The sequence below is a fragment of the Micromonospora vulcania genome, assembly GCF_042658605.1.
In the GTDB taxonomy this organism is placed as follows: domain Bacteria; phylum Actinomycetota; class Actinomycetes; order Mycobacteriales; family Micromonosporaceae; genus Micromonospora; species Micromonospora vulcania.
The window spans coordinates 21971-38049 of the sequence record NZ_JBHSQS010000031.1; the positions used below are offsets into that span (position 1 = coordinate 21971).

Annotated in this window: 17 protein-coding genes; 8 read left to right on the forward strand and 9 right to left on the reverse strand. The window is 73.9% G+C overall.

Annotation, left to right across the window (positions count from 1 at the left end; genetic code table 11):
* The first annotated feature begins 91 nt into the window (after positions 1-91).
* A complete protein-coding gene (locus tag ACFQGL_RS29205; RefSeq protein WP_377515835.1) occupies positions 92-1186 on the forward strand; it encodes a phosphatase PAP2 family protein in 1095 nt (364 codons plus the stop codon).
* 31 nt (positions 1187-1217) lie between these two features.
* Here ACFQGL_RS29205 and ACFQGL_RS29210 read toward each other — a convergent pair whose 3' ends face one another.
* The 3 genes from ACFQGL_RS29210 to ACFQGL_RS29220 all read right to left on the reverse strand — a co-directional run bounded on the left by ACFQGL_RS29210 (position 1218) and on the right by ACFQGL_RS29220 (position 3689).
* Complete coding sequence (locus ACFQGL_RS29210; RefSeq protein ID WP_377515836.1) at positions 1218-2714, reverse strand: PH domain-containing protein; 1497 nt, start codon at positions 2712-2714, stop codon at positions 1218-1220.
* Positions 2715-2757: 43 nt separating this feature from the next.
* Complete coding sequence (locus tag ACFQGL_RS29215; RefSeq protein WP_377515859.1) at positions 2758-3339, reverse strand: PH domain-containing protein; 582 nt, start codon at positions 3337-3339, stop codon at positions 2758-2760.
* Positions 3340-3458: 119 nt separating this feature from the next.
* Positions 3459-3689: a hypothetical protein gene (locus tag ACFQGL_RS29220; RefSeq protein ID WP_377515837.1), complete on the reverse strand. Its 231-nt coding sequence runs from the start codon at positions 3687-3689 to the stop codon at positions 3459-3461.
* Between the two features lie 243 nt (positions 3690-3932).
* Between ACFQGL_RS29220 and ACFQGL_RS29225 the strand changes: the two genes are divergently transcribed.
* The 3 genes from ACFQGL_RS29225 to ACFQGL_RS29235 are packed head-to-tail and all read left to right on the forward strand — an operon-like array spanning position 3933 to position 6963.
* Positions 3933-5039, forward strand: a complete 1107-nt coding sequence (locus tag ACFQGL_RS29225; RefSeq protein ID WP_377515838.1) for an AAA family ATPase — start codon at positions 3933-3935, stop codon at positions 5037-5039.
* On the forward strand, positions 5018-6016 hold the full coding sequence (locus ACFQGL_RS29230) for a DUF58 domain-containing protein (RefSeq protein WP_377515860.1): 999 nt from the start codon (positions 5018-5020) through the stop codon (positions 6014-6016). The genes ACFQGL_RS29225 and ACFQGL_RS29230 overlap by 22 nt, the downstream gene beginning before the upstream one ends.
* Positions 6013-6963: a VWA domain-containing protein gene (locus ACFQGL_RS29235; RefSeq protein ID WP_377515839.1), complete on the forward strand. Its 951-nt coding sequence runs from the start codon at positions 6013-6015 to the stop codon at positions 6961-6963. Before ACFQGL_RS29230 ends, ACFQGL_RS29235 begins: the two co-directional genes overlap by 4 nt.
* An 18-nt stretch (positions 6964-6981) precedes the next feature.
* Here ACFQGL_RS29235 and ACFQGL_RS29240 read toward each other — a convergent pair whose 3' ends face one another.
* From ACFQGL_RS29240 to ACFQGL_RS29260, 5 genes are all read right to left on the reverse strand, one after another.
* Positions 6982-7191 carry a hypothetical protein gene (locus ACFQGL_RS29240; RefSeq protein WP_377515840.1) on the reverse strand — a complete coding sequence of 70 codons (210 nt, stop codon included), beginning with the start codon at positions 7189-7191 and terminating at the stop codon, positions 6982-6984.
* A 66-nt stretch (positions 7192-7257) separates the two neighbouring features.
* A complete protein-coding gene (locus ACFQGL_RS29245; protein ID WP_377515841.1) occupies positions 7258-8502 on the reverse strand; it encodes an acyltransferase family protein in 1245 nt (414 codons plus the stop codon).
* Positions 8499-9389: an alpha/beta hydrolase gene (locus ACFQGL_RS29250; protein ID WP_377515843.1), complete on the reverse strand. Its 891-nt coding sequence runs from the start codon at positions 9387-9389 to the stop codon at positions 8499-8501. Before ACFQGL_RS29250 ends, ACFQGL_RS29245 begins: the two co-directional genes overlap by 4 nt.
* A gap of 101 nt (positions 9390-9490) precedes the next feature.
* The gene (locus ACFQGL_RS29255; protein WP_377515845.1) at positions 9491-10153 is read right to left on the reverse strand and encodes a response regulator; all 663 of its coding nucleotides are present in this window, start codon (positions 10151-10153) and stop codon (positions 9491-9493) included.
* Positions 10150-11385 (reverse strand): sensor histidine kinase, encoded by a 1236-nt coding sequence (locus tag ACFQGL_RS29260; RefSeq protein WP_377515846.1) that lies wholly within the window; start codon positions 11383-11385, stop codon positions 10150-10152. Before ACFQGL_RS29260 ends, ACFQGL_RS29255 begins: the two co-directional genes overlap by 4 nt.
* Positions 11386-11540: 155 nt before the next feature.
* Between ACFQGL_RS29260 and fabG the strand changes: the two genes are divergently transcribed.
* The 4 genes from fabG to ACFQGL_RS29280 all read left to right on the forward strand — a co-directional run bounded on the left by fabG (position 11541) and on the right by ACFQGL_RS29280 (position 14989).
* Positions 11541-12245: a 3-oxoacyl-ACP reductase FabG gene (gene fabG, locus ACFQGL_RS29265; protein WP_377515847.1), complete on the forward strand. Its 705-nt coding sequence runs from the start codon at positions 11541-11543 to the stop codon at positions 12243-12245.
* 27 nt (positions 12246-12272) lie between these two features.
* Positions 12273-13040, forward strand: coding sequence for an enoyl-ACP reductase FabI (gene fabI, locus ACFQGL_RS29270; RefSeq protein WP_377515848.1), 768 nt, complete (start codon positions 12273-12275; stop codon positions 13038-13040).
* A 125-nt stretch (positions 13041-13165) separates the two neighbouring features.
* Positions 13166-14194 (forward strand): ferrochelatase, encoded by a 1029-nt coding sequence (locus ACFQGL_RS29275; protein ID WP_377515849.1) that lies wholly within the window; start codon positions 13166-13168, stop codon positions 14192-14194.
* Positions 14195-14209: 15 nt separating this feature from the next.
* Positions 14210-14989: an HAD-IIA family hydrolase gene (locus ACFQGL_RS29280; RefSeq protein ID WP_088988620.1), complete on the forward strand. Its 780-nt coding sequence runs from the start codon at positions 14210-14212 to the stop codon at positions 14987-14989.
* Between the two features lie 243 nt (positions 14990-15232).
* Here ACFQGL_RS29280 and ACFQGL_RS29285 read toward each other — a convergent pair whose 3' ends face one another.
* Entirely contained in the window at positions 15233-16027 is a 795-nt protein-coding gene (locus ACFQGL_RS29285) for a hypothetical protein (protein ID WP_377515850.1), read from the reverse strand.
* Between the last annotated feature and the right edge of the window lie 52 nt (positions 16028-16079).

Below are 16079 nucleotides of genomic sequence, written 5' to 3' on the forward strand. Positions count from 1 at the left end.
TGATCCGGCCGCACCCGTCGACCGCGCGTGGACCCCTGCGACGGGTGGTCGCCGTCCGTCGATGCGGTACCCGTCGTTAACCTTGACCGCGATGGCCGTCGTGACTGACCCCCAACCCCCCGCCCGGACCGACCCGCCCGCGTCTCCGGACGGGGGTCGTCGGCGCATCGTCGCCATGACGGTCTGGGCGGTCGCCTTCGTGGTCGCCTGGCTGGCCATCGGGCTGCCCACCGACCCCGCGTACGCCTTCGTGTGGATCTGGGCCGGGACCATCGCCTGGAACAGTGAGCGGCCGTGGCGTAGCCACCTGCGGTTCGCCCGGGACTGGGTGCCGGTGGTGCTGCTGTTCGTCGTCTACAACCTCTCGCGCGGGTTCGCCGACAACGGTTCGACCCCGCACGCGATGGAGTTGATCGTCGCCGACCGGTTCATGTTCGGCTGGGCCACGGGCGGCGAGGTGCCGACCATCTGGTTGCAGCAGCACCTCTATCACCCGCAGGTGCACTGGTGGGACGTGGCGGCGAGTTGGGTGTACTTCTCGCACTTCGTGGTGGCGCTGACCGCCGCCGCGGTGCTGTGGCTACGTGACCGGCACCGCTGGGCGGCGTACATGCGGCGCTGGGGTTTCCTCTGCGCCGCCGGCCTGGCCACCTACTTCATCTACCCGGCCGCCCCGCCCTGGTGGGCGGCGCAGAACGGGCTGCTCACCGAGGTCGTCCGGATCTCCACCCGGGGCTGGAAGGCGTTCGGCATGCACGGCGCCGGCAACGTGCTCAACGCCGGCCAGATCGCCTCCAACCCGGTCGCGGCGATGCCGTCGCTGCACACCGCGTGGGCGCTCTTCGTGGTGCTGTTCTTCCTGCGTACGACCCGTCGGCGCTGGTGGCCGCTGCTGCTCGCGTACCCGCTGGCGATGACCTTCACCCTGGTCTACTCGGGTGAGCACTACGTGATCGACGTGCTGGTCGGTTGGGCGTACGTCGGGGTGACCTACCTGGTGGTCGGCCTGGCCGAGCGCTGGTGGGCAACCCGCAAGGCCCGTCGCGCCGAGTCCGGCGAGGCCGCCGTGGAGCCGCCGGGACAGGACGCCAGCCCGGAAGGCCCGCCGGACCGAGCGGCCGACGCCCGGCCGGCGCCGCGTGGACCGAACACCGCCGACCAGCCCGCCGTACCCGCCGACCACTGACGCCCCGCCCGTCCCCGCTCTGCTGCCCGGGTCAGGTCGACTTTCGGGCGGTTCGTGCGCGGGTGGTCAGTTCGGCTGCCAGGGCCCACGCTTCGGTCAGGTCGCGGTCCTGGGCTGCCGCTCCTGCGCCGCCGGCCGTGTCCGCGTGGACGGTGGCCAGCCCCAGCCGGCGCTGTACCGGCCCCTGCACCACCCGTACGCTCTGGATCCGGGCGTACGGCACGATCGACAACTGCCGGGTGAGCAGCCCGGACCGGGTGACGAACACCCGCTCGTAGAGCCCGGCGCCGAGCGCGCCCCGGCCCAGCGGGTGCAGCCAGCGGGTCCGCGGTGGCGGTGGGCTCAGCGTCAGGGCGTCGAGGCGTACCCCCGGCAGCACCTCCGCGACGATCATCGTCGCGGTCGGCAGGTCGCCGACCGGAAGCAGCCGGTCCGGACGGTTACGGTCGTCGGCCTCCGCGACGGAGTACCCGGCCACCTCCAGCCGCAGCCGCAGCCAGCCGTTCACCCGCCAGAGCAGCGGCCAGGTGGCCCGTACGGTCTGCACCCGGTCCAGCGGCACGGTCTGCGCCCGGGTCTCCAGCAGGCCGTTGTGCACCCGCAGTGTGCCGCCGTCGCGGGCCAGCCGGAAGTTCCAGTCGTCCAGGACCCGGCGCACCGGTTGCAGCAGCACGCCGGCCATCGCGGTCAGTGTGCTGGCCACCGCCACGAACGACCACGAGTCCGCGGACAGGAACTGCAGTACGACGAAGGCCAGACCGAACGGGAGCAGGAACGCCTGCGGGGTCAGCAGTTGGCTGACCAGCAGGCTCTGGTTGCGTACCGCGTGCAGTGGTCGACCCGGCGCGGCCGGCGGCGGCGTCGTGCCCTCAACCGTCGTGGACGTCGCGAGGCCCGGTGTGGGCGGCTGTGCCGCCCGGTCGGCCAGTGCCAGCAGCCGCTCGCGCAGCCGGGTCGCGTCGGCCACCCCGAGGTACGCCAGCGGCGCCTCGGTCTTGCCCCCGCCGACCACCTCGAGCCGCAGCTCGGCCAGGCCGGTGAGCTGGGCGAGCAGCGGTCGGACCACCTCCACGGCCTGCAACCGCTCCAGCGGGATGGCCCGGGTGCGCCGCCAGAGCAGCCCCTCGTGCACCCGCAGTTCCCGGCCGACCACGTGGTAGCCGGTGTTGTACCAGCTGATCACCGACAGCACGGTCGCGCCGAGCGCCAACACCGCCACCATGGCGGCGAACCAGCCGAAGCCGACCCGGGACAGCGTCGACCAGGACAACCCGGCGATCACCACGACCAGAGACTTCGCGCCGTGCAGCAGCGGGCTGAGCGGGTGCAACCGCTGGCGTGGCTCGCCGTCGCCACCGGGCGGCGGCACCGGCCAGGGGTAGGCCACCCCGGGCGGCACAGCCCTGTAGGGCACCGCGCCGCCGGGCGGCGGCTGGTAGGGCGGGGGCTGGTAGGGCGGGGTGCCGGGCGGCGGCTGGTAGGGCGGGGGCGGTGGCCGGGTGCCCGGCTCGGCGGGACCGTCGCTCATCGGGCCGGTCCCCGGCCGGGCCGGCGGACGCCTCGTCGCGCGCTCACAGCCCCTCCGCCCGGTCCTCGCCGAGCGCGGTGAGTCGGTCGCGCAGCCGGGACGCCTCCGCCGGGCGCAGCCCCGGCACCCGGGCGTCGCTCGCCGCCGCCGCCGTGTGCAACTGCACGGTGGCCAGGTCGAACGCGCGCTCCAACGGGCCTGCGCTGACGTCCACGAACTGCATCCGCGAGTACGGGACGATGGAGAGCCGTCGGACCAGCAGCCCGTGCCGTACCAGCAGGTCGTCCTCCCGTTCGGCGTACCCCCAGGCGCGGACCGCGCGGACGATGGCCACGGCCCGCCACCCGCCGAGCAGCACCACGACGGCGAGGGCGAGCCCGAACAGCCAGTGACCGCTCAGCGCCCAGCCGATCGCCGTCACCGCCAGCCCGAGCGCCACCACGAACGCCAGCCGGATCAGCTCCACCCAGATCAGGTCGGCGGAGATCGGCTGCCAGCGGACCGTGTCCGGCCACGGCTCCAGCGGCCCATGCCCGACCGCCGCACCCGTCAGCAGGGGGCCGGGCGCACCGGCGGGCAGCGGGCCGGGCGCACCGGCGAATGGACCGGGCGCGCCGGCGGGCAGCGGGCCGGGCGGCAGGACACCGGGTGACGGAGGTGGTGCGGGGGCCGGAGTGGGGGGCCAGGACGGTGCGGTGTGGCCGGGAGAGACCGGTGGGTCGACGCGGTCCTCGCTGCGCTCGCTCACACGTCGAGCGTAGGCGATCCGGGCACCGGAGTGACGGCACGCAGAAAGCCGCGAGAGTCCAGGAAGTCGCCGAGGCTGCCGCGGTGCTCGTCGCAGGCCAGCCAGGTCTTGCGGCGGTCGGCGTCGTGCAGGCGGGGATTGCGCCACTGCAGCGCCCAGACGGCGGGAGCACGACAACCTTTGGCCGAGCAGACCAGGGGCTCGTCGGCGGGGGAGAGGGTGCTCACCTCGGCCAGTCTAGGGCGACACGGGTGGGAGCTTGAGCGCCGGGCGGCCACGGGGGGAGCCGCCCGGCGACGGGGTGAATCGTACACGCGGCGGCCCGGTCCGTGTCCACCCGCGACGGGCGATTCGGCTGCTCGGAACGGCGCGCCGAAAATCAGACTCTCACCCACTCGGTACTCAGGAAGGCGTGCGAGTCTTGATACCGCACACCAGCCGCGACGACCGACCAACGCTGTGGAGGACCGGTGGCCCAGCCGACCACGCCCGATGCCCCGACGCCGAACGGGGTGGCTCCGGACAAACCCGGGCCGGTGACGACGCCCGCGCAGGACGCGAGCCTGCTGGAGCGGGCGCTGTTCGAGATCAAACGGGTCATCGTCGGGCAGGACCGGATGGTGGAGCGGATGTTCGTCGCGCTGCTCGCCCGCGGTCACTGCCTGCTGGAAGGGGTGCCCGGGGTGGCCAAGACCCTGGCGGTGGAGACCCTCGCCAAGGTCGTCGGCGGCTCCTTCGCCCGGGTGCAGTTCACTCCCGACCTGGTGCCGGCCGACATCATGGGCACCCGGATCTACCGCCAGTCGAGCGAGAAGTTCGACGTCGAGCTGGGCCCGGTCTTCGTCAACTTCCTGCTCGCCGACGAGATCAACCGAGCCCCGGCCAAGGTGCAGTCGGCCCTGTTGGAGGTGATGAGCGAGCGGCAGGTCTCCATCGGCGGGGAGAGCCATCGGGTGCCCGACCCGTTCCTGGTGATGGCCACTCAGAACCCGATCGAGCAGGAGGGCGTCTACCCGCTGCCGGAGGCGCAACGGGACCGGTTCCTCATGAAGATCGTGGTGGGCTACCCGACCGACGCCGAGGAACGGGAGATCGTCTACCGGATGGGCGTGGCCGCGCCGGAGCCGACGGCGGTGTTCGACACCCCCGAGCTGATCGCCCTGCAACGCAAGGCGGACCAGGTCTTCGTGCACAACGCGCTGGTCGACTACGCGGTACGGCTGGTGCTGGCCACCCGGGCCCCGGCCGAGCACGGCATGCCGGATGTCGCCCAGCTGATCCAGTACGGTGCCAGCCCGCGCGCCTCGCTCGGCCTCGTCCGGGCCACCCGCGCGCTGGCGCTGCTGCGCGGTCGGGACTACGCCCTGCCGCAGGACGTGCAGGACATCGCACCGGACATCCTGCGGCACCGGCTGGTGCTCAGCTACGACGCGCTCGCCGACGATGTGCCGGCCGACCACATCGTGCACCGGGTGATGTCCACCATCCCGCTCCCGGCGGTCGCACCCCGGCAGCAGGCCTCCCCGTCGCCGACCGCCCCGCCGCCGGGCGCTGGCTGGCCCGGGCAGCGGCCGTGACCTCACCCACCCCTCGACCCGCCCCCGCCGACCGTAGCGAAGCTGTGCTGTCCCGGCTCCAACTGCTGGTCACCCGCAAGCTCGACGGCCTGCTCCAGGGCGACTACGCCGGGCTGCTGCCCGGGCCGGGCAGCGAGGCCGGTGAGTCGCGGGAGTACCGCCCCGGCGACGACGTACGCCGGATGGACTGGCCGGTCACCGCCCGGACGACGACACCGCACGTACGGCGTACGGTCGCCGACCGGGAGTTGGAGACGTGGCTGGCTCTCGACCTCTCGGCCAGCCTGGACTTCGGCACCGGGCAGTGGCTCAAGCGGGAGGTGGTGGTGGCCGCCGCGGCCGCCATCACCCACCTGACCGTGCGCGGTGGCAACCGGATCGGCGCGGTGATCGGCACCGGCGGTGGCGCGGTGGCGCCGGCCCGGCGGTGGCGGGGTGGACCGCCGCCGGTCGGGCCCGGGGTGCTCACCCGGTTGCCGGCCCGCTCCGGGCGCAAGGAGGCGCAGGGCCTGCTGCGTACTGTCGCGCGCACCGCGATCCAGCCCGGCCGGGGTGACCTGGGCGCCCTGATCGAGATGCTCAACCGGCCGCCCCGCCGACGTGGCGTGGCCGTGGTGGTCTCGGACTTCCTCGCGCCGGCCGAGCAGTGGTCCCGGCCGATGCGCAAGCTGCGGGTCCGGCACGACGTGCTGGCGATCGAGGTGGTCGACCCGCGGGAGCTGGAGCTGCCCGACGTGGGGGTTCTGCCGGTGGTCGACCCGGAGAGCGGTGAGCTGCACGAGGTGCAGACCGCCGATCCGCGGCTGCGGCAGCGCTACGCCGAGGCCGCCACCGCCCAGCGGGCCACGATCGCCGCCGCCCTGCGTGGCGCCGGCGCGGCCCACCTGCGTCTGCGTACCGACCGAGACTGGCTGCTGGACATGGTGCGTTTCGTGGCCGCGCAGCGGCACGCCCGCACCCGGGGGACGACACGATGATCCGTTTTCTGCAACCGTGGTGGCTGCTGGCCGTGTTGCCGGTGTTCGCCCTCGCCGCGTTCTACGTCTGGCGGCAGCTGCACCGCCGGGCGTACGCGATGCGGTTCACCAACGTTGACCTGCTGCGTACGCTCGCGCCCAAGGGTCTGGGCTGGCGCCGACACGTCCCGGCGACCGCGTTCCTGCTCTGCCTGCTGGTGCTGGGCACCGCGCTGGCCCGTCCCGCGGTGGACACCAAGGAGCCCCTGGAGCGGGCCACCGTGATGCTCGCCATCGACGTGTCGCTGTCGATGCAGGCCGATGACGTGGCGCCGAACCGGCTGGAGGCGGCCCAGGAGGCGGCCAAGCAGTTCGTCGGCGAGCTGCCGGAGAGCTACAACCTGGGGCTGGTGTCGTTCGCCAAGGCGGCCAACGTGCTGGTGCCGCCGGGCAAGGACCGGGACGCGGTGACCAGCGCGATCGACGGGTTGGTGCTGGCCGAGGCGACCGCGACCGGTGAGGCGGTGTTCACCTGCCTGGAGGCGATCCGGTCGGTGCCGGCCGATGGCGCGGCCGGTATCCCGCCGGCCCGGATCGTGCTGCTCTCCGACGGGTTCCGCACCTCCGGTCGGTCGGTGGAGGAGGCGGCGGCGGCCGCGCAGGCGGCCAACGTGCCGGTCTCCACGATCGCGTTCGGCACCGACACGGGTCAGGTCGACATCGGCGGCCAGCTCCAGCGGGTGCCGGTGGACCGGCTGGCCCTGGCCGAGCTGGCCGAGACCACCGAGGGCTACTTCTACGAGGCGGCCTCGGTGAGCGAGCTCAAGCAGGTCTACCAGGACATGGGCAGCTCGATCGGGTTCCGGACCGAGCCGCGCGAGGTGACCCAGTGGTACGCCGGGCTGGCGCTGCTGCTGGCGCTCTGCGCGGGCGCGCTCAGCCTGCTGTGGTCGTCCCGGATGATCTGACCGGGTGGCCGGCGGTGGTCAGTGACCGCCGCCGGCCAGCACGAAGATGACGGCCACCCAGACGGCGGCGAGAGTGAAGCCCAGCGGGGCGACGTAGCGGCTCATGGATGGCTCCGGGTGGCGGCTGGACGGTCCGCGTGCGGGGGCGGACCGCAGGGGTGGGGACGCGCACACGAAGTCGTGACCGGGCGGCTCCCGGCTACCGTCCGGGATCGGACGGCGCGGCACGCGCACCCCGGCGTGGCCGGGGGCGGGGGAGCGGAGCGGGGTCAGCTCGCCAGACTGAGTCGTGGCTCAGCGGGGCTGACCATCGGCCCGGCCACGACTAGGAGGATCGCTATCTCGCACAGCGATCACCTCCTGCGGTCGGGCGGGCCGGAACGTCGATGATCGTACACCTGCGTCGGCGTCGCGGCGTACTCGGCCGACCGGCCGGCGGTCCCTCCACCGCCCGGCTGGCGCCGCCCGATCCGCCGGGGCCGCCGGCCGTCCCGCCCGCACCAGCGTGACCAGGACCGTGGCGAGCAGCGGCAGCCAGCAGCACCGTGCGAGCACCCAGCCCGGGCCGTCCGGCGCGGTGTGCAGCCCCGGCAGGGCCAGCCCGCCTCGGGCGGTCAGTGTGGCCACCGCGACCAGCACCGGCTGGTGCCACAGATAGATCCGCACCGCGCTGCGGTTCACCTCCGCCGCCGCCCGGCCGGGCAGCGGTCGAGCCAGCAGCCGGTCCAGCGCCGGCCGGGCCAGCAGTCCCAGCCCGATCTGGGTGACCGCCAGCGCCACCGCCGCCAGCGACGGCGGGTTCAGGTTCGACACCCCCGCCCCGGGCACGCCCACCGCGCTGACCGGGTAGCCCAGCGCCAGCAGCGCGGCGAGCGCGACGGCACCGCCGCCGGCCAGCGCGCCCGCCACCCTCCGGCCGGCCAGCCGCCCGTCGGCGTACGCCAGGCCCAGCAGGTACGGCACCGCCCAGGCCGCCACCACGGTCACCGGCGGCAGGCCGGTGTCGTCCGGCAGCAGGCGGACCGCCGCGTCGGCCACCGCCACCACGGCCACCGCCGGCGCGACGCTGCGGGCCACCCCCCAACGACAGACGGCGGTACGCAGCGGACCGGTCGCCGCGACCAACAGCAGCAGCGGCAGCAGGAACCACAGCGGGCTGACCGCGAGCCGCAGCGCGACGGCGAGCGTGTCGTCCGGCGTACCGGCCACGGTGGCGGCGAGCAGCACGGCGGCCCCGACACCCAGCAGGGCCAGCGCGGGCAGCAGCAGCCGGCGGAACCGGTGGGCCAGCCAGCCGCCGGGCCCACCCCGGTAGCGGGCCAGCGACCGGGCCGAGCCGAACCCGGCGGTGAAGAAGAACAACCCGAGTGTCTGCAACACCCAGGTCACCGGGGCCAGGCCGGGTAGCGCGGTGAGCGGGCTGGCCTGGTGCAGTCCGCCGTCGGCGGCCAGCACCAGCCCGGTGACCAGCCAGTGCCCGAAAACCACCCCACCGATGGCGTACGCCCGCAGCGCGTCGACCGCGCGGTCGCGGCTCACCGGGCCACCTCCGCACCGACCAGCACGACGGTCGCCACCGCCACCAGCGTGGGGCTGCCCTGCACCAGGTAGCCGTCGTGCCCGGCCACCCCGGTCACCGGCAGCGGCCGGGCGCCGAACGCCGGGTCGCCGGGGCGGCGGCCGTACCCGAGACCGGGCAGCCGTACCGGTGGCACCCGACGGATCCAGTCGGTGGACGCCTCGGCGGCCCAGAACCGCCTCCCGTCGGGCAGCTCGTCGGCGTGCTGCACCCCGGCACCGACCCCGCCGAGGCTGACCACGTCGGTGACCTGCGGCGGGGCGTCCGCGGCGGCCAACGACACCACCAACGCCCCGTAGCTGTGCCCGACCAGCGTGATCGTCGCCGAGGGGCGGTGCCCGGCCAACTCCCGGAGCAGCCCGGTCAGGCCGACCGCGCCGCGACGGGCGCTGGCCCAACCGGCGGCGGTCAGCACCCCGTCCGGCGGGTCGTATCCGAGCCAGGCCAGCACCGCGACCCGTGCCGCCGGGTCGGCCGTCCGCAGCGCCCGGTACAGCTGCCCGGCCTGCACCGCCGGCGCCCGGCGCGCCACCCCGCCCAGCCCCCGGTCGAAGTCCGCCAGCGTGCTGCCCACCCCGGGCACCAGCACCACGATCCGGTCCGCGTCGACCAGGTCGCCGAGCACCTCGACGGCACGGCCGTCCCCTCGCGGATCGAACGCCAGGAACCGTCGGCCATCCGCCGCCCAGTCCGCGTACGGCGGGCCGGCCGCCCGCATCGCCGCCGCCGTCACCGGGTACGCCTCGACGAAGCCGGTCGCCCCGACCGGCTCGGGTCGGGTAGGTAGCACCAGGCTCGTGCCGAGCAGCGCGGCCAGCGCCACCCGACGGGCACCTCGTAGTCGCATCACGTGCTCCCCTTCCGGAATGTCGTCCGGAGGGAGGGTGCGACGACGGCCGGCGCTCGGGCGTCGTCCCGGGGAGCCGTTCCCGGGCTGGCTCCGCAGGGCTACTCGCCGGCGGCGACCAGACCCGTCTCGTACGCCAGCACCACGGCTTGCGCACGGTCGCGCAGCCCCAACTTGCCCAGGATCCGCCCGACGTGGGTCTTCACGGTCTGCTCGGCCACCACCAGGTCGGCGGCGATCTCCGCGTTGTTGCGGCCCCGGGCGATCAGCCGCAGTACCTCGGTCTCGCGCGGGGTGAGCGCGGCCAGGGTGGTGGGGCGGGGCCGGCGGCGGTCCGGGCGGGCCGCGAACTCGGCGATCAGCCGACGGGTGACCGCCGGGGCGAGCAGCGCGTCGCCGGCCGCCACCACCCGTACCGCCTGCACCAGGTCGGCCGCCGGGGCGTCCTTGAGCAGGAAGCCGCTGGCACCGGCGCGCAGCGCCTCGTAGACGTAGTCGTCCAGGTCGAACGTGGTCAGGATGAGCACCCGGGGACGCTGCGCCGACCGGTCGCCGAGCAGCTTGCGGGTGGCGGCCAGCCCGTCCAGCACCGGCATCCGTACGTCCATCAGCACCACGTCCGGGTCGAGTCGGCGGGCGGCGGTGACGGCCTGCGCGCCGTCGGCCGCGTCCCCCACCACCAGCAGGTCCGGTTGCGCGGCGAGCAGCGCGCCGAAGCCCTGCCGGACCATCGCCTGGTCGTCCGCGATCAGTACCCGGATCACCGGTCCCCGCCCTCCACCTCGTACGGCAGCTCGGCCACCACCGCGTACCCCCCGTCGGGCTGGTGCCCGGCGGTGAACGTACCGCCCAGCGAGGTGGCCCGCTCCCGCATGCCGGTCAGCCCGTGCCCGGCACCGGCCTCGCCCGGCCGGGAGCCCGCCTCGGCGGGTCGCGCGTTCTGCACGCGTACCGTCAAGGTCGACGGGTCGGCGCGGACGGTGACTCGCACCGCGGCGCCGGCCGCGTGCCGCGCCGCGTTGGCCAGCCCCTCCTGCACGATGCGGTACCCGGCCAGCCCGACCGGCGCGGGCACCCGCCCGGAGTCCACCGGCGGTGCGTCCAGGGTCACCGCCAGCCCGGCCCGGTGGGCCGCCTCCACCATCGCCGGTAGGTCGGCCAGATCCGGCTGCGGCGCGGTCTCCGGGCCCGTCGACTCGCTACGCAGCACCCCGAGCAGCCGCCGCATGTCGGTCAGCGCGTCGCGGGCCGAGCCGGCGATGGCGACGAACTCGGCGGCAGCCGGCGCCGGCACGTCGGTCAGCCGGTACGGCGCGGTCTCCGCCTGCACCGCGATGAGCGACATGTGGTGGGCCACCACGTCATGCAGCTCCCGGGCGATCCGGGTGCGTTCCTCCAGTACCGCGCGACGTTCCTGCTCGCGCTCGCTCAGCTCGGTCTGCGCGACCAGTTCCCGCCGGGACAGCCGGTTGCGACGGACCAGGTCGCCGAGGATCGCCAACACGCCGAGCAGCAACAGGACGGGAGCCTTGTTCTTGGCGTCGACCAGGGTGAGCACCGGCACCGTGGTGATCGTCACCAGCCAGAGCAGCACCGGCCGGTCGACCCGCGTGACGACCACCGCGACCACCGCGACCGACCCGAGCGCCAGCGGTGGGGTCCACGGCCAGGACTGGTCGGCGGGCGCGTTGAACGTACACACCAGCAGGGCCACCACGATCAGCCGCCAGGCCAGCAGCGGACGCCGGGGCAGCGCCAGCAGCGGCGCCACGGTCATCGCCGCGAACAGCACCCCGACCGGCGCCGGCAGCCCCCAGTCGGTCTCCACGGCGAACGTGATCGAGAACAGGCCGAGCGCGGCGAGCAGCCCGGCCGGGGTGGCGTACCGGGCCAGCGCGGGCCAGCGGGCCAGCAGCGGTCGGCCGGGCGGGGCGTCCGGGCCCAGCAGGGTCTGCCGCAGGGCCGCCAGGGCCACGGCGATCGGGTGCCGGTTCACCATCGGGAGGCTACGGGTCGACACCCCCGCGACGCGTGCCACCAGGGGTTGATCCCGGTGTCGTACCGAGGTGTGACGCGGCTCCCGTTAGCGCTTACCTGCCGGTAACGCCTAGGCTCCGACGGGTTCGTGCTGACCATTCGCAAGGGGGAACAGTGGCCCGTACCGTGCTGGTGACCGGGGGAAACCGGGGAATCGGCCTCGCCATCGCGCAGGCCTTCGCCAAGCAGGGCGACCGGGTTGCGGTGACGCACCGCAGCGGCGACGCGCCCGAGGGCCTGTTCGGGGTACGGGCCGACGTCACCGACGCCGACTCGATCGACGCCGCGTTCACCGCCGTCGAGGCCGAGTTGGGACCGGTCGAGGTGCTGGTCGCCAACGCCGGGATGACCGACGACACGCTGCTGCTGCGGATGTCCGAGGAGCAGTTCACCGGCGTGGTGGACACCAACCTCACCGGCGCCTTCCGGGTCGCCAAGCGTGCCTCCGGCAAGATGCTCCGGGCCAAGTGGGGCCGCATGATCTTCATCTCCTCGGTGGTCGGCCTCTCCGGCGGAGCGGGCCAGGTCAACTACGCGGCCAGCAAGGCCGGCCTGGTCGGCGTCGCCCGCTCGATCACCCGGGAACTGGGCAGCCGCAACATCACCGCGAACGTGGTGGCGCCCGGCTTCATCGACACGGACATGACCGCCGGGCTGTCCGAGGACCGCAAGGCGGAGATCCGCAAGTCGATCCCGGCCGGCCGGATGGCCAGCCCGGACGAGGTCGCCGCAGTGGTTACCTGGCTCGCCGGGGACACCGCCGGGTACGTCTCCGGTGCGGTGATCCCGGTCGACGGTGGCCTCGGCATGGGCCACTGACCTTTCTGAGTACGGAGGAAAACTGCGATGTCCGGACTGCTCGCTGGTAAGCGGCTGCTCGTCACCGGTGTCATCACCGACGCCTCGATCGCCTTCTCGGTGGCGAAGCTCGCTCAGGAGAACGGCGCTCAGGTCGTACTCACCGGCTTCGGCCGGATGTCCCTGGTCGAGCGGATCGCCAAGCGGCTGCCCGAGCCGGCCCCGGTCATCGAGGTGGACGTGACCAACACCGAGCACCTGGCGAGCCTCGCCGACCGGGTGCGCGAGCACGTCGACGGGCTCGACGGCGTGGTGCACTCGATCGGCTTCGCCCCGCAGAGTTGCCTGGGCGGCGGCTTCCTGGACGCCCCCTGGGAGGACGTGGCGACCGCGCTGCACGTCTCCACCTACTCGTACAAGTCGCTGGCCATGGCGGCGCTGCCGCTGATGTCCGCCGGCGGCGCGGTGGTCGGCCTGACCTTCGACGCGACCAAGGCGTGGCCGGTCTACGACTGGATGGGCGTGGCCAAGGCCGGCCTGGAGTCCGCGTCCCGCTACCTGGCGCTGCACCTGGGCAAGCAGGGCATCCGCAGCAACCTGGTCGCCGCCGGGCCGCTGCGCACCATCGCCGCCAAGTCGATCCCCGGCTTCGACCAGTTCGAGGACGCCTGGACCGGGCGGGCACCGCTGGGCTGGAGCCTCACCGACCAGGAGCCGGCCGCCCGGGCCTGCCTGGCGCTGCTCTCCGACTGGTTCCCGGCCACCACCGGCGAGATCGTGCACGTCGACGGCGGCTACCACGCCATCGGCGCCTGAGGATGTAAGGAAGGGCACCCTGTTAACGCCTGCGGTAGAGCAGGGGGCCCTTCTTAACATTTGCCGCCGAGCGCGGAGCAGGGGGCGTCGCCGGCCGGTCCGGGCCGACCGGCAAGAATGACCCCATGGTGTACGACGCGTTGGTGCTGGTCTCCTTCGGCGGGCCGGAACGGCCCGAGGACGTGATGCCGTTCCTGCAGAACGTGACGCGGGGTCGCGGCGTACCGCCCGAGCGGCTGGCCGAGGTCGTCGAGCACTACCTGCACTTCGGCGGGGTGTCCCCGATCAACCAGCAGAACCGTCACCTGCTGGCCGCGATCCGCGCCGACTTCGCCGCCAACGGCCTCGACCTGCCCCTGTACTGGGGCAACCGCAACTGGGATCCGATGCTCGCCGACACCGTGACCCAGATGCGCGACGACGGCGTCACCCGGGCTCTGGCCTTCGTCACCAGCGCGTACGGCGGCTACTCGTCCTGCCGGCAGTACCAGGAGGACATCGCCGCCGCCCGCGCCGCCGTCGGCCCGGACGCGCCGGTGATCGAAAAGCTGCGCCAGTTCTGGGACCACCCCGGCTTCGTCGAGCCGCACGTCGACGCGGTACGGACCGCACTGGGCCAGCTCGACCCGGCGAAGCGGGACACCACCCGGCTGGTCTTCACCGCACACTCCGTACCCAGCTCGATGGCGGCCAACGCCGGCCCGCACGGCGGCCGGTACGAGGCACAGCTGCACGAGGTCGCCCGGCTGGTGGCCGCGGCCGCCGCCCCCGACCTGCCGTACGACCTGGTGTGGCAGAGCCGCTCCGGGCCACCACAGGTGCCGTGGCTGGAGCCGGACGTCAACGACCACCTGGCCACCCTCGCGCAGGGCGGCACCACCAGCGTGGTGGTCAGCCCGATCGGGTTCGTCTCCGACCACCTGGAGGTGGTGTGGGACCTGGACACCGAGGCGCTGGAGACGGCCAAGCAACTCGGCCTGGACTTCGTCCGTGCCGGCACCCCGGGCACCGACCCGCGCTTCGTGACCATGGTCCGTGAGCTGGTCCTCGAGCGGATCGACCCGGACGGCGCACAGTTGCGCCGCCGCCTGGGTGAGCTGCCGATGTGGGACACCTGTCCCAGCGTCTGCTGTGTACCGACCCGTCGCCCCTGACCTCTGAGGATCATCATGCATGACCGCAAGCCCGTGCAGAGTTGGCTGACCGACATGGACGGCGTGCTGGTGCACGAGGGCCAGCCGGTGCCCGGCGCACCCGAGTTCATCAACCGGATGCGTGCCTCCGGCAAGCCGTTCCTGGTGTTGACCAACAACTCGATCTACACCCCGCGGGACCTGACGGCCCGGCTGAGCCGGATGGGGCTGGACGTGCCGGAGGAGTCGATCTGGTCGTCCGCGCTGGCCACCGGCCAGTTCCTGGCCGACCAGCGGCCCGGCGGTACCGCGTACGTCATCGGGGAGGCCGGGTTGACCACCGCGCTGCACGCGGTCGGCTACGTGCTCACCGACTTCGCCCCCGACTACGTGGTGCTCGGCGAGACCCGCACCTACAGCTTCGAGGCGATCACCAAGGCGGTCCGGCTGATCAACGACGGGGCCCGGTTCATCTGCACCAACCCCGACGTGACCGGCCCGTCCGTGGAGGGCGCGCTGCCCGCCGCAGGCTCGGTCGCCGCCATGATCTCCAAGGCGACCGGGGTCGAGCCGTACTTCGTCGGCAAGCCGAACCCGATGATGATGCGCTCCGCGCTGAACACCATCAACGCGCACTCGGAGAGCACCGCGATGATCGGCGACCGGATGGACACCGACATCCTGTGCGGCCTGGAGGCCGGTTTGGAGACCATCCTGGTGCTCACCGGGATCAGCAGCCGCACCGAGGCGGAGCGCTACCCGTACCGTCCGTCGCGGATCGTCAACTCCGTCGCGGACCTGCTCGACGAGATCTGACCCCTGGCTGGGGCGGTCGTGTCGGTGCCGGTCGCGGTGGTGATCGCTGGGGTGATCGCGCTGTGGTGATCGCGGTGATGATCGCGCTGTAACCAGGATGTAGTGGCCATCCTCCCGGCCGAGGCCACTACATCCTGGATCGAGCACGATCATGCGCGGCGCGCACCGCCGCGGTGCGGCCGTGCGGAGCGGCGCTTGGGGTGGTGCGGCGCTGCGGGGCGGCGCGATCAGAGGGTGGTGCGGTCAGGGGCGCAGCGGGGCGTTGCAGGCGGCAACCAGCGCCTGCCGACAGGCTGTGGTGAGCGGGCGGAGAGCCGCGTCCCGCTGCTGGGCCTCGTAGTTGTTGATCGCGCCACCGGGCGCGGCGTGCCCGGCCAGGGCGAGCACCCGGTCGAGCACCGCGGCCCGGGCGAAGAGCCGGCGGGCGCGTGGGTCGAAGCCGGGCGGCAGGTCGGTGGTGCCGTCCGGGCGCCGCAGCGCGGCCAGGGCGCCGGCCAACTCGGGTCGCCACTGGGCGACGTCGAGGCGGGTCAGCGCGGCGGTGGTCTCGGCCAGCGCGGCTGCCAGTTCGGCCTCGGCCTCGGCGGCGCCGGGCAGCGTGAGCGAGGCGGCGGGCGCGTCGGCTGGCAGCGGGTACACCCGCCAGAGCACCGTCTCGAAACAGTCCCCGGAGCCGGACGTGTGCAGCCGTACCTGCGGGATCAACCCGAGGCTGCCGGCGACCACCGCCTCGCCGGTGACCAGCGCCGCACCCGCGAAGTCCCCGGGACCGGGCAGCCCTCGTGGGTCGCCCGGCGCGGGCAGCACCAGGCGGATCTCGTCCGGCGAGAGCTTGGCCAGGGTGGGCAGCGCGGCGCCCAGCGGGACGTCGGTCCAGGTGCCGGGGGCATCCGCCACGAGGTGCTCCTCGTCGCCGGCGATGGCGTCGGCCACTTCGTCGTACGGCACCAACCCGGCACGCCAGGCGCGTACCCAGGCAACGAACCGGCTCGACCGGCGCGGCGCGAGAGTGGCCGCGCCCGTGGCGGGGGTGGACATGCCGAAAGGGTACGTGGTCACCGGCGGCCCTGTCTCGACTGCCGCTCCGGCC

Bases quoted from the DNA above. Each gene is read 5' to 3' on its own strand.
- ACFQGL_RS29250 (WP_377515843.1), bottom strand. From the start codon at position 9,389: ATGCGACTACGAGGTGCCCGTCGGGTGGCGCTGGCCGCGCTGCTCGGC.
- ACFQGL_RS29275 (WP_377515849.1), top strand. From the start codon at position 13,166: ATGGTGTACGACGCGTTGGTGCTGGTCTCCTTCGGCGGGCCGGAACGG.
- ACFQGL_RS29280 (WP_088988620.1), top strand. From the start codon at position 14,210: ATGCATGACCGCAAGCCCGTGCAGAGTTGGCTGACCGACATGGACGGC.
- fabI (WP_377515848.1), top strand. From the start codon at position 12,273: ATGTCCGGACTGCTCGCTGGTAAGCGGCTGCTCGTCACCGGTGTCATC.
- ACFQGL_RS29285 (WP_377515850.1), bottom strand. From the start codon at position 16,027: ATGTCCACCCCCGCCACGGGCGCGGCCACTCTCGCGCCGCGCCGGTCG.
- ACFQGL_RS29235 (WP_377515839.1), top strand. From the start codon at position 6,013: ATGATCCGTTTTCTGCAACCGTGGTGGCTGCTGGCCGTGTTGCCGGTG.
- ACFQGL_RS29205 (WP_377515835.1), top strand. From the start codon at position 92: ATGGCCGTCGTGACTGACCCCCAACCCCCCGCCCGGACCGACCCGCCC.
- ACFQGL_RS29210 (WP_377515836.1), bottom strand. From the start codon at position 2,714: ATGAGCGACGGTCCCGCCGAGCCGGGCACCCGGCCACCGCCCCCGCCC.